This is a genomic window from Sporomusa intestinalis (genome assembly GCF_055383785.1).
In genome coordinates this window covers 4,051,457-4,064,908 of record NZ_AP042390.1, presented here as the reverse complement: position 1 = coordinate 4,064,908, position 13,452 = coordinate 4,051,457, and the positions used below count along the sequence as shown (strand labels likewise).

Here is a 13,452-nt window from a genome sequence, read left to right as displayed (position 1 = left end):
TTACATGGCGCTTGATCTTACGAGTCCGGCCGATACAGAGTATTTATCCACTGCTCCCGGTAAAATCCGGGAAAACGACAGGGCAATTGTCAATGATAAGATTGTCAATGCCGGGAAACTACAGGATTTAACTGTCGGTAATGCCAGTGGAAATATCCCGGTTAATAACGGGACCTTGAGTGTTGGGTTAAATGCGGAAAAACTCAACGGTCAGCCAGGTTCATATTACTCGCCCTTCACTCACGTACATGCGGTAGCAACAACTACCGCCAACGGGTTTATGGCCAATACGGATAAAAGCAAACTGGACGGCATCGCCGCCGGGGCGGAAAAAAATCAGAATGCCTTTGCCAGTGTCAAGGTCGGTACTACTACTATCCAGGCCGACGCGGCGGCTGATGGCCTGGAAATGAAGGCCGGCACCGGCATAACCTTAACACCCGATGCTACCAATGATGCTGTAACCATCACCGTGACGCCGGACGGTCACAGCCACACGGCCGCTACGACCAGCGCCGCCGGCTTTATTTCGGCAACAGACAAAGTAAAGCTGGACGGCATCGCCGCCGGCGCAGAGGTAAATCAAAATGCTTTTGCCACTATCGTTGCCGGCGGGGTTTCGGCAGCTGCCGATGCGAAACAAGACACCTTTACCATCAATGCCGGGGCCGGGATAACCGTTACCGGTGACGCTGCCAATGACGCCTGCACAATTGCCGTCACGGCTAACGGCCATACCCATACCACCGCCACCACGAGCGCCGCTGGCTTTATGGCCCCGGCCATGGTAACAAAATTAAATGGTATAGCTACCGGCGCCCAAACAAACCAAAATGCATTTAGCAATGTGCTTGTGGGCGCTACTACGGTAGCGGCAGATTCGGCTACTGACACCCTGGAACTTGTTGCCGGTGCCAATATAGCCCTGACCCCGGATGCCACGAATGACCGGGTAACGATTGCCGTAAGCGGTAAAGTACCGACTGCGGCAGCGGCAGATACAGCGGCGGCTTGTACAGGCAACGCGGCCACAGCAACAACGGCGGGTGCTTGTACCGGCAATGCGGTAACGGCAACCAATGCAACAAACCATATTGCCGCCGCTAGTGGCGCCCATACGGCAAGCGCAATAGCCAGTACAGCTACAGGTGGGGTGGCAGCTACTAATGTGCAAGCCGCTATTGCCGAATTGGACACGGAGAAACAGCCTAAGGACGCCACCTTAACAGCCTTGGCGGCAGTGGTTACAGCGGCCAATCAATTAATTTATGCCACCGGCAATGATACTTTTGCAACCACAGGCTTAACCGCATTTGCCCGTACCTTGCTCGATGATGCTAATGCCGCCGCGGCATTGACCACACTTGGAGCCGCCCCCAAAGCTTCACCGGCCTTCACCGGCACACCGACAGCACCGACTGCAGCCGCAGGGACCAATAATACTCAGCTTGCCACTACCTCATTTGTACAGTCTTTGGTGACTACTTCAGGCAGCGGCATTGTGGCAGCAAGTTTAGCTGAAAACGGTTACGTAAAGTTCGCTAACGGATTAATTCTCCAGTGGGGATTTGTGGCTTCATCAAGGGCCACCCAATTACATTCCCCATTGCAATTTCCAACAGCTTAGTTTTTTGGTATTATTGGCACCACCATACACAAGGACACTAGTCAGGCTAGTGTCGAACATGTTGATCAGACAGCTATGGACAGCTAACTACATTTGATATTATCCACTACCTCATTTAATGGGTCCAATTGGATGGCTTTTTGGATAGCAATAGGCATATAATCGCCAGTGGGGAAAAATCACCATGAGTAATAATGTTACATTCCCTATTGCCTTTCCGAGAGAATGCTTTACGGTGGTGGCCACTGCACAAACTGATGGAGGTTTTGCCGTAGTATGGGATTTTACCCCAACAAGTGCTATTGTAGGTCAAAAGAATAATAAGGCAACTTGGCTTGCACTTGGGTATTAAACCCCCCCAGGGGGAGAGGTTAGATGCCAATAGCAATATAATTAATTGTCATTTTACCGTATTGCCAAGAATTTCTCACTCTTATTTGTGACAGATTTGGAAAAATGCAATGTGCTGGTTGGTCTGGGGAAGCGTCATAAGCCGAATTAAAAGGGGATGCTATTCCTATAAAAACAGAGTTGAATGTAATCGGCAATGAAACAGTGATCCCTCCATCTGCTGGAACATCTGAAACAGTTCCCCACTGGTGATTATATGCCTAATGCTATCCAATAAGCCATCCAAGTGTACCCATTAAATGAGGTAGTGGCTAATATAAATGTCAGTTAGCTGTCCATGTGCTTCTGATCAACATGTTTGTCACTAGTCTGACTAGTGTCGTTGTGTATGGTGGTGCCAATAGCACCACAAAACTAAGCAGTTGGAAATTGGATTGGGGAATGGAATTGGGTGGCCCGTGACGCTTCCACAAATCCCCACTGGTGATCAATGGCTTAATATCCTATGGCAATTATAAGCGGGTAAAATGTTTCCCCTAGAAGTGAACCCTGTTGTTGATAAATAGTAATAGATGATTGATTATAGCTAATCACTTGGTGCCAAGAATCTAGTACCTCAATATCGTTCCCCCCCAAGGTAGTATTTGGCGTTACTATAGTAGAAGTAGCAATTAAACATGCAGTAGGAAAGCTAATTGGAAAATTTATTGTACTTCGTTTTTGCCCAATAATACCGCCCCCTTTTCCCCACTGGTGAAAGAGAAAGGATGATAAAAAAATGAATAAATACTATGCAAAATTCTGCGAAAATGGCGAACGCGAAACTTCAGTTGCTTTTAATGTCCATTTTAGGACTGAAGAAGAATTGCAGCCATATTTAGATCAAGGCTTTATTCCTATTACTGACGAAGATCAGGCACTGTACGCCACTCATCAGTATATCCCGTGGCGCCGACAAAAAACCGGTTGCCAAGCCGCCCTATGTACCGACAACTGAAGAAAAAATGACTGTAATCAGGGCGGACCGAGACCGGCTTCTGAGCGAAAGTGACAAATATATGTTGCTGGATTACCCGGTTACCGATGAACAGCGCGAGGTGTGGAAAGTGTACCGGCAAGCCTTGCGTGATATGCCCGAAACGTGCGATCCGGATAAGCCGGTTTGGCCTGGGAAACCAGAAGAGTAAAGTTAATAAATCCTTATAAATCAAGGGTTTGACGGCTTTTAGTATGCTTGAAAAACAAGTGACTTGTTAGTAATTATATGAGGCGGGAATTGTAAAGAGGTTAAACACCTATTATGTTGTCTTATAGAAACACGCTAGCAACAAATCAGATCAAATTTATAGCCTTTTTCAGCTCCCGCAAATCCTTGTGTGTGTACACCTTTTCAGTCACATCTTTGGAGGCGTGGCCCAGAATGCGTTTGATAGCTGTCTGATTGGCGTTGGCATTGTTTAAGAGGGTGGCCGTGGTATGGCGGCAGTCATGGGGCCAGTGCTTCATTTTTAGAGCCGCCATGATTTTTTTAAAGATTGTTTCATAGTAAGTGTGATAGGACATTTTTTCCCCGGCATTAGTCACAATTAGGTATTTGTCACCTGACTTTGCGCGTTTCTCAATCATGTCAAATATCTTGCGATTTATAGGTATAACACGGTTTCTCCCTGCTTCCGTTTTAGATTCGGTCACGATGAGATAACGGTCACGCAACTTAATGTCTTTGGGTTTGAGATTTAATAATTCGCCGATACGAAGACCGCTAAAAATCATAATTAATATGGTATCCGTATGTTCAAACTCATCAGCATGTTTGATGAGCTTATTAATTTGCCGAGTTGTAAAGGGCTTACGGGGCAGGACAGGGGTATTTTTACCAATGTCTATGTAATGGCTATAATCTTTGTCTGTTATTTCATTGATGATCGCATAGGCATAAAGCTGACAAAGCAAAACTTTGACCTTTTTACAAGTGCTATAGCCATTGCCTGCCAAGCGAATTGTATTGATTACTCCCATCAGATGAGCGACTTTTATCTCTACAAATTTCATTTGGTGCAAATCCACTGAATTTTTATAGGCTGACTTGTACCCGGATTTAGTACTTTCGCTGATATGCTTAAATTTTTCCGCTTTCCATAGCTCGAACACTTCAGCTAAGGTTATGCTATTGGGGTTGAATAATGCCGGGTTTTTGTTATATTCAATTAATGCGGCAAGGGCTTCAGGCGCTGTTTCATAGTAGCCAACTATAAAATACTGGGGGGTGTTTTTTATCGTCCCAGCCAATTGTTTTTCGGGCAACGAAAGGACGCCGCCTGTTGCCAGAGAGTTTAAATACGCTGCCAAATCCATTGGGTAGTTTCAACAAGATCACTCCTAAAGATTAGTCTATTTAGGAGTATACAACACATAGGGCAGGTGAGGGAGTTGGAAGCAACGCAAATTATACATATAATGGCGCAAAACCCGAATATGATCGGTTTTATTTTATTTGTCATATGCTTTTTACCGTTGCTGGCCTATGTTATCCGTAAGGCAGACAAGCAGGCAGACCGACAGCAGGAGTTTTTCAATAGATCAATGGATGATGCAAAGGTCAGGGAAGAAAGACTGGGGGATTTAGTAAATAACACGCTAATCAAGCAGACGAAAGCCTTGAATCATATCAACAATACCATGATGTGCCTGAACCAAAATGTGGGTGATATCAAGGGCCGGGTGAATGAATTTGAACATGACATTGGTTAGAGGAAGGGCAACTCACCATGAAACATACAATTAATGGAGGCCACTGCCCTGGGGTGGATCCAGGGGCAGTAGGGATAAGCGGTCTACAAGAAGCTATTGTTGTAAGTGATGTAATGCAACGTACAGCCGGTTATCTCCGGGTAATTGGCCATTGCGTGTTAGTGGTCCAAAAAAATGAACTGGCGAAAATTACAGCAGCATCTAATCAATTCGGGGCTGATTTATTTGTAAGTATTCATTGTAATGCGGCAAACAAGGTTTCCGCCAAAGGGACTGAGACCTATTGCTACTCATTTGGCGGCCAAGGTGAAAAACTCGCCCGGTGTATCCAGCAGCAAATTGTCGACAGTCTGCATACTGTTGACCGGGGCATAAAGACAGCCAACTTCCAAGTGTTGAGGGAAACAGAATGCCCTGCTGTTTTGGTGGAATTGGCATTCATATCTAACCCGGATGATGAAAAATTACTGGCTGACCCCGATACGCGTGATACGTTTGCCAGAGCCATAGCCAGAGGTATTACCGATTATTACTTGTTATAATAGATTAAAGCCCGGTTCAGCCAAGCGCTGTCCGGGCTTTTTTTGCATTGATAGAGGAAATGCGGGGGACAGGTCGTTCAGGTAACTTGTTTCTGAACCTATCCTCCCCAAAATATCACTATGCCTGGTGAAACCAAATGAAACCTTCTTCCCCCCCATGACACGATTTTTCTAACTGCTAAACATATCCAATTAAAACCATCACAAAGTTTAGAACACAACAGATCAGAAGCGGCATTGGCCTGTCCGCGAGCAGGCGACATACAGCAAATTAATCCTCGCCAGTTATGTCGGCAATCCCTAATATATGGTATTATAAAGGTAAAGCGCGTTATGTGCTTTCTGTGAAAGGAAGGGGATTTATGCGCTTATGTATGACTTGTGCGGACAGGGTGGGCCTGCTGCTGGATGTTTCCCGGGTGTTGGCCGAAGAGGGGATAAATATTGCGGCGATTGAGGTGGGGCGGGGCGCGGTATATCTGCAGTGCCAGCAGGTCGCTTATGAACAAAAGCAGGAACTCCTGCGGGCGCTGCAACAGGTGGCAGGGATACACAAAATCACTGAGATCGCTTATATGCCGTCGAAGGAACGGGCCGAGCAGCTGGATGCCATTCTGGCTTCCGTACAGGATGGGGTGTTAGCGGTGAATGAACTGGGCATTCTTAAGCAATGCAATACCGCTGCCGCCTGTCTGCTGGGACTGGATGACAATGGGCTCGAGCAGCCCCTGGCCAGTCATCTGGCCGACAGTCTGCTTATTACCCGTACGCTGCAGGAGGGGCGTTCGTTCCGGAACCGGGAGGTTTTCCTTGACAGCCTTGGCGGTTATTGTGTCGTCAGCACCCGCCCTTTGCGCAATGATACGGCCGGGGTGGTGGGGGCGGTAGTCATGATCCGTGACGGCCGGGATGTCCGGGAAATGGTGCAAAAGCTTACGGCGTTCATGCCTGTGACCTTCCAGGATATTTCCTGCGCCAGTCCGGTTATGGCCCAGGTGCTGGAGCAGGCGCAGCGCTATGCCGGCAGTGCCTCCACTGTGCTGATTCACGGAGAAACAGGCACTGGCAAGGAGCTTTTTGCCAGGGCGCTGCACAGCGGCTCGCCCCGGGCCAAACGGATCTTTGTGCCTGTCAATTGCGCCGCCATTCCTGACACCCTGCTGGAAAGCGAATTGTTCGGCTATGAAGAAGGGGCTTTTACCGGGGCCGCCAAAGGCGGCAAACCGGGCCTGTTCGAACTGGCCAACGGCGGCACGTTGTTTTTGGACGAAATCGGGGAAATATCGGTTCATCTCCAGGCGAAATTGCTGCGTGTGCTCCAGGAAAAGCGGGTTCGCCGGTTAGGCAGCTCCCGCGAACTGCCGGTAGATGTGCGGATTATCACCGCCACGAACCGCGACCTGGAGGAGATGGTGGCCCGTCAATTATTCCGGGAAGATCTGTACTATCGGTTAAATGTTATCCCCCTGTTCCTGCCGCCGTTGCGGGAACGGGCCGAGGATATTCCGCTGCTGGCCGAACAGTTTCTCAAGCGCTTTGCCGCCAAGCTGCAGACACCGGTATACCGCTTTGCCGCAGCTGCCATGGACAAGCTGCAGGCCTACTCCTGGCCGGGCAATGTGCGGGAACTGGAAAACATTATTGAACGGGCGGTCAATCTGGTGGACGGGCCGGAAATTCAGCCCGGGCACCTGCATATGGGCAAAAGGCCTGCTGACAACAAGCCGGTCAAGGTATGCTTTGAAACCTATCAGACCCTGGAGGAGCGGGTGGCGGAGGTCGAGCGGGAGATATTGCAGGCCACCATAAAGCGGTTTCGTTCCTCCCGGCGGGCCGGGGCGGCGTTAGGGCTGTCCCATACCGCTGTTATCAAGAAAATGAAAAAATACGGGCTCTGGCCGGATAGTTGTTAGCGTATTTGCCGGCTGGCCACTGTAACCGTTTGGTAACGCTGTCAACCTAACCGTAACCTTTTGTTTACAGGGTGACTGATTTTTCTGGCAAATATCGCTCCTTTGGCTTTGGCATACATTTTGCAATAGATAGAGGGCAATGGCAAAGCTGTTTGCAGCCAATATTTATATAGCAAAAGGAGGATTTATTTATGGCCAGAACTATCGCCGAACCGTTTAAAATTAAGGTGGTTGAACCCATCAAAATGACAAGCCGGGCTGAGCGGGAGGCCGCTATTGAAAAAGCCGGCTACAATACTTTTTTACTCAATTCCAAAGAGGTATATATCGATCTGCTGACCGACAGCGGCACCACCGCTATGAGCGACAACCAATGGGCCGGCATGATGCTTGGTGATGAAGCATATGCCGGCAGTGTGAACTTCTACAACCTGGAAGCGGCGGTGCGGGAAGTATATGGTTTTAAGTATGTGGTGCCCACCCACCAGGGCCGCGGCGCCGAGAATCTGTTGTCCCGGATCGCCATTAAGCCCGGTGACTGGGTTCCCGGCAATATGTACTTTACCACTACCCGGGCCCATCAGGAGCTTGCCGGCGCCAGCTTCGCCGATGTGATTATTGATGAAGCCCATGACTCCCAGGCCGATCATCCCTTCAAAGGCAATGTGGATTTAAATAAATTTCAGAGCCTGATTGACCGCGTCGGCGCCGACAAAATCCCTTATATTTGCGTGGCGGTCACGGTTAATCTGGCTGGCGGCCAGCCTGTCAGCATGCAGAATCTGCGCGAAGTTTCTGCCCTGGCCCATAAGCATAATATTAAAGTCATGTTTGATGCCACCCGTTGTGTGGAAAACGCTTACTTTATCCGGGAGCGCGAGCAAGGCTACCAGGAAAAGTCAATCGGCGCGATCCTGAAGGAAATGTTCAGCTATGGCGATGGCGCCACCATGAGCGGCAAGAAGGACTGCCTTGTCAATATCGGCGGCTTCCTGGCCCTCAATGACGAAGCCCTTTACCAGCAAGCCACCCAACTGGTCGTTCTGTTTGAGGGCATGCCCAGCTATGGCGGTCTTGCCGGCCGCGACATGGAGGCCATGGCCCGTGGCATTTATGAATCCATTGATTTCCATTATATTCAGCACCGGATCGGGCAAGTGCGCTATCTGGGAGAAAAGCTTGAGCAGGCCGGTGTGCCGATCGTAAAACCCATCGGCGGCCACGCCGTATTCCTTGATGCCCGTCAGTTCCTGCCGCATATTCCCCAGGACCAGTTCCCGGCGCAGATGCTGGCCGCCCAGCTTTATGTCGAGTCCGGTGTGCGCAGTATGGAGCGCGGCATCATTTCCGCCGGCCGCGATAAAAACGGCAATCACTACTATCCCAAACTGGAGCTTGTGCGCTTAACCATCCCGCGCCGTGTTTATACCTATGCCCATATGGATGTTGTTGCCGAATCCGTCATTGAGCTGTACCAAAAACGCCAGTCGATCAAAGGCCTGGAAATGATTTACGAACCACCGGTACTGCGCTTCTTCACCGCCCGTTTCCGGCCGCTGGCTTAAGCCTGCCTGCCGGCAGGGCTGTCTACTCTGACTCAGAGGCCGAATAAGTTGCTGCTGCTTGTTCGGCCTGTTTTTCTGATAAAAATTAACGCGCAATATAAAATTTTCACTAAACTGGTGTCTTGGCCAGGTTATATTTTAGTTTTAGGGCGAGACAAAATGGCCAAGGGCAAGGAAGCACCGACGACGCATACGGGAAGGGGTCTGCTAGGAGGGGCTGACGCCGCCATTGGCCATTTTGGCCGTCAGCAAACTAAAAAGATAATGTGGTCAAGACACTAAAGGCGATGCATTAAAAGGGGGAGATAAAATAGATGGACATCTTTCGCACTAAGAGTATTGATTTGCTGAAGCAGGAAGCAAGCCGGCATTCGCTGCGCAAATCCCTAACCGCCATGGATATTGTTATGATTGGTATTGGGGTTATCATTGGCACCGGCATCTTTGTCCTTACCGGGGTGGCGGCCGCCAAATATGCCGGGCCCGGTCTTATGATTTCGTTTGTGCTGGCAGGCATTACCTGCGCCTTTGTCTGCCTTGCCTATTCGGAGCTGGCATCGATGGTGCCGATTGCAGGCAGCGCCTATACGTATACCTATACCTCGCTGGGCGAGTTTATGGCCTGGCTGGTTGGCTGGAATCTGATTCTGGAATACTCCGTCGGCGCCAGCGCCGTGGCCGGCGGCTGGTCCGCCTACACCGTCGGCCTCTTACAGTCGGCCGGCATTGAATTGCCAAAAGCCCTGACAGTCGTACCGGCCGATGGGGGTATTGTCAACCTTCCGGCCGTACTCATTACCCTGTTCCTGACTTTTTTGCTGGTAAAAGGGGTCAGGGAAAGTGCGAATGTCAACCGTATCCTGGTTGCCATTAAGCTGGGGGCCATTTTTCTGTTTATCTTTCTGGCCGGGCCCAAGGTCAATCCTGCCAACTGGGAGCCGTTTTTACCCTATGGCTGGGCCGGTGTGTCGGCCGGCGCCGCATTCATATTTTTTGCCTATCTGGGTGTGGACTCCATTGCCACCGCCGCGGAGGAAACCCATAACCCCAGCCGGGATATGCCGCTGGGCATCATTGGTTCGCTGGCCGTTTGCACCGTCTTATATATCGCGGTTACCGCCATCATGACCGGTGTTGTTCCTTACAGCCAGTTAAATACAGCCGAGCCTGTTGCCTATGTCCTCCGGAGCATTGGCTATAACTTTGGCTCGGCCCTGGTCGGAACCGGCGCTATCTGCGGCCTGTCCACGGTGCTGCTGGTTATGATGTACGCCCAGACCCGCGCTTTCTTTGCCATGTCCCGGGACGGTCTGATACCGGCCCAGGCCTGCAAAATTCATCCCCAGTACGGTACGCCTCATATCATTACAATCGTTGTTGGTGTCGGCGTGGCCTTTGTGTCCGGCTTTACCCCTATCCATATTGTGGCGGAAATGTGCAGCGTCGGTACGCTGTTTGCTTTCATTGTGGCGATGGTCGGGGTTATGGTATTGCGTAAAACCAACCCTGACGCCGAGCGCCCTTTCCGCTGCCCTTCCCTGGCCTTTGTTGCCACTGCCGCCATTCTCTTTTGCCTCTATATCATGTATAACCTGGCGACAGGCACCTGGATCCGCTTTGTGGTCTGGAGCATTATTGGCATCGCCATCTATTTCCTGTACGGCCGCTCCCACAGTGTGCTGAATAAGGATAACCGGTAAATCCACAAGGGCTTGGAATGGGTTGACGGTTATAAATAAACGAGTAGGCGAAAAATGAGCGAACCCCTGCTGAAGCATACAGTTTTAGCAGGGGTTCCTGACTCAGGGGGACGGTTCTCTTGAGTCAAAGTGATATTCATAACAGCAAAAAACGGCGACTAAAGCCGCCGTTTCCAGGGGAAGAAATAGGGAGATGCGGAGATTGACACTATGAGAACGTTACCGCTTGCCACCGCAGCCGCCGCCACAATCTTTTTCATTGCGGCGTTGTTCCACGTTAGCTAATTCACAGGCGAAATCAAGGTTTTTTTGCTCCTTTTCATTACGGCGCTGTTCATTTTTTCTATTTTGGTTTTCGTTTCTCATAATCTATCACCTCCGCTATTTATTGTGTCCGTTTTCAGGATTTTGATTGATGGTAAATAAAAGTAAGACCCTTTTCTGTTATATTAATTCAGGTTTTGGAAAATATATAAATATCCTGAAATATGCAGCAGAAAGGGGAATTAGATTGCGTCAATTAACAGCGGTTGAAGTGCTCTCTTTAGCAAAACTGCTAGAGATGGAAACAAATGCCCTTACGGTAGCGCAAGCCAGTCTGATGGCGATAGCGGACGAGCATTTAAAAAACATGACCCAGGCGGGGCTTGCGGCAACCCAGGCCAGAATTGCCGGCTTACAGCAATTTGTGATCGAGAACAAGATCACCGTCACCGGTTCCGGTTTGACAACGCAAGTAAGCGGGGAGGTACAATAATGGCTTCATTGATGGGATCGATTTTTTCCGGCAATACCGGTCAATCTGCTGATAAAACCATTGCCTATAATGCTGCTTATGGTGCAGCTGCCACGGCGCAAGCCTATTTTTCCGCCGCCCTCGCCGCCACTACGCCTGAGATCCGGGCGTTACTGGCCGGATATTGCACGCAAAGCCTGACCGGCCATGAAGGCATCATGAACTATATGATCCAGCAGCAATGGATAAATCCCTACGATCAGCCGGAAAGCCAATTATCAACAGTCGTCCAGGAGTCTCTGGCCGCCTTTAAAAGTCATTGAATCACATGCCGCCATCTCGCAAAGGATGGCGGCAATTTTATTTACTCTTGCCGGCGCTGCCGTGATCAGCGGCCTTGTGAACAAACCGGAGCGAAACTCCCGCCGAACTTTATTGCCGGTTAGCAGGAGTTTCCTTTTTTTGACCGGAATATTATAGTAGCGCCCTGACTCCCTGGCTGCCGCAATAAATCACCGGCGGCCAGGGCTGCCTGGGTATGGGGGAGCATGTTGCACAGCCTTGCCATGTTACCCTGTTTTTATCATGCTGCAGACTGCAAACGGAGGGATAGGTATGCTCTACTGCGCAATCATTGGGGATATAATCAGATCCCGCCAGATAACGGACAGGCAGTTTGTGCAGCGCCGGTTTCTGGCCATGGCGGCCGAGGCAAGCCGGCTGTATGCGCCGGCAATTGAGTCTCCTTTTACCGTAACCATCGGCGATGAATTCCAGGTCCTGCTGCGAGCCATCGACCGGGCCCCGGAGATTGTCGAGCATGTTGTGCAGGCCATGAAACCCGTCGAATTGGTATTCGGACTGGGGATTGGCGCCATTCATACCGATATTAATCCCCGGCAGGCCATCGGCATGGACGGACCGGCCTTCCATCTGGCCCGAGCAGCCCTGACACAGGCGAAAAAGAAAAAACCGAAAATTGTCTATAAGTCTGATGCCGCCGCCATTGAGCTGGTTAACGCCCTGCACTGCTTTATTGAAACCTGTGAGGAGCGGCAGACCAAACGGCAGCAGGCCGTTGTGGCCTACGTGCGGCAGGGCTATACGCAGGCGGCGATTGCCGGCCGGCTGGGGATCAGACAGCAGAGTGTCCACGACATTATCAACGCCGCTTATGTGCCGGAGATCAAGCAGGCTAAACAGGCCATCGCCGGTTATTTAGCCAGTATTCAGCACGCCGGGCCGGCAGGGGGACAACCGTAAAAACAGGTTTGATAACCTGTGAAAAAGGATACAGGGGTAATAACCTGTATTTCAGCCGGCAGGCGGCAGAGCCTGTGGTATTAATGTAAGGTCAATACCGTCAGGGGTTAGCCGGGAATGGAGGGGAAAGGGCTTGGATGTCAATATCGTATTGGCCTTAATGCTGTTAAGCCATGTTATCGCAGACTTTGTTTTACAGACAGACCGGATTGCCGACGGCAAGCGCAGGAATTATAAAATAATGGGCAGCCATGCCTGCTGTTACTTGCTTACCAACCTTGTCCTGTTAGCCCCTTACCTTAGCCTGGCCAATAACCTGTGGTACCTGGTAATCGCCCTGGCCCTGGCTCATTGGTTCATTGATGTGAAAAAAGTCGAATATGACCAGCGCCATAAACATGGCCTGGGATCGTTCTGTCTGGACCAATTAGCCCACATCAGCCTCATCGGGCTGAGCTACCCCCTGCTGCAGGATATTCAGCCAACCGCCGCCTTTTCGGCCCTGGCCGGGTTTCTCTCCGCCCACTATCCGGTGCTTGGTCTCCTGACTAAACAAGATCTATGCGTTTATATCCTGATCCTGTCAGGCTATCTGTTTAATTTTAAAGGGGCAACAGTGATTATCAAGCTGGTGCTTGACAGGTATCTTTACTTGAAAGCGCCGCAGCCATTCCCTGTCAGCCTGCCGCCGGACAGCCGCGCGGCTGTGGCCGAGTCGGCCGCTGCCCGCCTGCCGGCCGGGGCTGGTAAAAATGCCGGTGAAGCGATCGGCAACCTGGAACGGCTCATCATAGTCACCCTGGTGATCCAGCAGAACTACGCCGCTATCGGGCTGGTTTTTGCCGCCAAAACCATTGCGAGATATAAACAGCTGGAAGAAAAGAATTTTGCCGAATATTTCCTGATTGGTACCTTTACCAGCCTGATTGTGGCTCTCTTTACCGGGGAAGCCATTGTGGCCCTGCAGGCCTTTGCCAGCAATGGGTGAGTGCGCAGCGGGGTAA

The 13,452-nt window shown here is 50.4% G+C and carries 16 protein-coding genes and 1 pseudogene; 13 read left to right on the top strand and 4 right to left on the bottom strand.

The genetic code is table 11. From position 1 onward, the window contains the following. Positions 1 to 4 precede the first annotated feature (4 nt). Together ACZ481_RS19060 and ACZ481_RS19055 are read left to right on the top strand one after the other, a co-directional pair. Positions 5 to 1,627 (top strand): hypothetical protein, encoded by a 1,623-nt coding sequence (locus ACZ481_RS19060; RefSeq protein WP_464766918.1) that lies wholly within the window; start codon positions 5 to 7, stop codon positions 1,625 to 1,627. A gap of 178 nt (positions 1,628 to 1,805) precedes the next feature. Beyond that, complete coding sequence (locus tag ACZ481_RS19055) at positions 1,806 to 1,979, top strand: gp53-like domain-containing protein (RefSeq protein ID WP_464770657.1); 174 nt, start codon at positions 1,806 to 1,808, stop codon at positions 1,977 to 1,979. 19 nt (positions 1,980 to 1,998) lie between these two features. On the opposite strand, the pseudogene ACZ481_RS19050 reads toward ACZ481_RS19055, so the two are convergent. Both ACZ481_RS19050 and ACZ481_RS19045 read right to left on the bottom strand, forming a co-directional pair. After that, positions 1,999 to 2,214: pseudogene (locus ACZ481_RS19050) on the bottom strand (hypothetical protein); the annotation flags it as partial. A 259-nt stretch (positions 2,215 to 2,473) separates the two neighbouring features. Further along, positions 2,474 to 2,758: a gp53-like domain-containing protein gene (locus ACZ481_RS19045; protein ID WP_464770656.1), complete on the bottom strand. Its 285-nt coding sequence runs from the start codon at positions 2,756 to 2,758 to the stop codon at positions 2,474 to 2,476. On the opposite strand from ACZ481_RS19045, the gene ACZ481_RS19040 reads away from it, so the two are divergent. Both ACZ481_RS19040 and ACZ481_RS19035 read left to right on the top strand, forming a co-directional pair. Next, positions 2,757 to 2,975 (top strand): hypothetical protein, encoded by a 219-nt coding sequence (locus ACZ481_RS19040; protein WP_464766917.1) that lies wholly within the window; start codon positions 2,757 to 2,759, stop codon positions 2,973 to 2,975. The genes ACZ481_RS19045 and ACZ481_RS19040 overlap by 2 nt on opposite strands. 7 nt (positions 2,976 to 2,982) lie before the next feature. Beyond that, positions 2,983 to 3,165 carry a tail fiber assembly protein gene (locus ACZ481_RS19035; RefSeq protein WP_464766916.1) on the top strand — a complete coding sequence of 61 codons (183 nt, stop codon included), beginning with the start codon at positions 2,983 to 2,985 and terminating at the stop codon, positions 3,163 to 3,165. Positions 3,166 to 3,310: 145 nt separating this feature from the next. On the opposite strand, the gene ACZ481_RS19030 is transcribed toward ACZ481_RS19035, so the two are convergent. Beyond that, a complete protein-coding gene (locus ACZ481_RS19030) occupies positions 3,311 to 4,333 on the bottom strand; it encodes a tyrosine-type recombinase/integrase (protein WP_464766915.1) in 1,023 nt (340 codons plus the stop codon). A gap of 102 nt (positions 4,334 to 4,435) precedes the next feature. Between ACZ481_RS19030 and ACZ481_RS19025 the strand changes: the two genes are divergently transcribed. The 5 genes from ACZ481_RS19025 to ACZ481_RS19005 all read left to right on the top strand — a co-directional run bounded on the left by ACZ481_RS19025 (position 4,436) and on the right by ACZ481_RS19005 (position 10,449). Then, on the top strand, positions 4,436 to 4,729 hold the full coding sequence (locus ACZ481_RS19025; RefSeq protein ID WP_464766914.1) for a hypothetical protein: 294 nt from the start codon (positions 4,436 to 4,438) through the stop codon (positions 4,727 to 4,729). 17 nt (positions 4,730 to 4,746) lie between these two features. Further along, positions 4,747 to 5,271, top strand: a complete 525-nt coding sequence (locus ACZ481_RS19020; protein WP_464766913.1) for an N-acetylmuramoyl-L-alanine amidase family protein — start codon at positions 4,747 to 4,749, stop codon at positions 5,269 to 5,271. A gap of 362 nt (positions 5,272 to 5,633) precedes the next feature. Then, a complete protein-coding gene (locus ACZ481_RS19015) occupies positions 5,634 to 7,184 on the top strand; it encodes a sigma 54-interacting transcriptional regulator (RefSeq protein ID WP_464766912.1) in 1,551 nt (516 codons plus the stop codon). Positions 7,185 to 7,375: 191 nt separating this feature from the next. Further along, positions 7,376 to 8,749: a tyrosine phenol-lyase gene (locus ACZ481_RS19010; protein ID WP_464766911.1), complete on the top strand. Its 1,374-nt coding sequence runs from the start codon at positions 7,376 to 7,378 to the stop codon at positions 8,747 to 8,749. Between the two features lie 314 nt (positions 8,750 to 9,063). Continuing rightward, complete coding sequence (locus ACZ481_RS19005) at positions 9,064 to 10,449, top strand: amino acid permease (RefSeq protein WP_464766910.1); 1,386 nt, start codon at positions 9,064 to 9,066, stop codon at positions 10,447 to 10,449. Positions 10,450 to 10,668: 219 nt separating this feature from the next. Here ACZ481_RS19005 and ACZ481_RS19000 read toward each other — a convergent pair whose 3' ends face one another. Then, positions 10,669 to 10,815, bottom strand: coding sequence for a hypothetical protein (locus ACZ481_RS19000; RefSeq protein ID WP_464766909.1), 147 nt, complete (start codon positions 10,813 to 10,815; stop codon positions 10,669 to 10,671). A 145-nt stretch (positions 10,816 to 10,960) separates the two neighbouring features. Here ACZ481_RS19000 and ACZ481_RS18995 point away from each other — a divergent pair, with 145 nt between their 5' ends. The 4 genes from ACZ481_RS18995 to ACZ481_RS18980 all read left to right on the top strand — a co-directional run bounded on the left by ACZ481_RS18995 (position 10,961) and on the right by ACZ481_RS18980 (position 13,436). Continuing rightward, entirely contained in the window at positions 10,961 to 11,206 is a 246-nt protein-coding gene (locus tag ACZ481_RS18995) for a hypothetical protein (protein WP_464766908.1), read from the top strand. Next, a complete protein-coding gene (locus ACZ481_RS18990) occupies positions 11,206 to 11,508 on the top strand; it encodes a spore coat protein (protein WP_464766907.1) in 303 nt (100 codons plus the stop codon). The genes ACZ481_RS18995 and ACZ481_RS18990 overlap by 1 nt, the downstream gene beginning before the upstream one ends. Before the next feature lie 292 nt (positions 11,509 to 11,800). Beyond that, positions 11,801 to 12,448: a SatD family protein gene (locus ACZ481_RS18985; RefSeq protein WP_464766906.1), complete on the top strand. Its 648-nt coding sequence runs from the start codon at positions 11,801 to 11,803 to the stop codon at positions 12,446 to 12,448. Between the two features lie 133 nt (positions 12,449 to 12,581). Continuing rightward, positions 12,582 to 13,436 (top strand): DUF3307 domain-containing protein, encoded by an 855-nt coding sequence (locus tag ACZ481_RS18980; protein WP_464766905.1) that lies wholly within the window; start codon positions 12,582 to 12,584, stop codon positions 13,434 to 13,436. The last annotated feature ends 16 nt before the right edge of the window (positions 13,437 to 13,452 follow it).